The organism is Pseudomonas sp. AC463, from assembly GCF_979253585.1.
In genome coordinates this window covers 1-297 of the sequence record NZ_CEEDDZ010000428.1, presented here as the reverse complement: position 1 = coordinate 297, position 297 = coordinate 1, and the positions used below count along the sequence as shown (strand labels likewise).

The window sequence follows — 297 nt, the reverse complement described above, 5'->3', positions numbered from 1 at the left end:
CGGTGAAGAGGAACGCGACCGCCACGGCGACGTCCTGGTTGACGGGGTACGGATCGACGTCGAGCTTGATCGCGACGCCCGAACCCGCCTCCGACGTAGCACGCAGGTTGGAGGCCAGCTCGCCGATCATCGTGCGAAGATTCAGCCCGCGATGCTCTTCCAGCTCGGCGAAGTGGTGACGGTGCACCACGGCCAGCGCATCGACGCGGCGCTGGATCGCCGCATAGGCTGCGGTCGCATCGGCGCTGGCGGCTCCCCGCGCGTGGAACGCAATCAGGCTGGCGATGACCTGCAGGT

At 68.0% G+C, this 297-nt stretch carries 1 protein-coding gene; it reads right to left on the bottom strand.

The annotated features are described in order from the left end of the window. Window positions 1-297, bottom strand: a 297-nt coding sequence (locus AC0IYH_RS30835; RefSeq protein ID WP_471837980.1) for a histidine kinase dimerization/phosphoacceptor domain -containing protein, incomplete at both ends; no start/stop codon positions are given.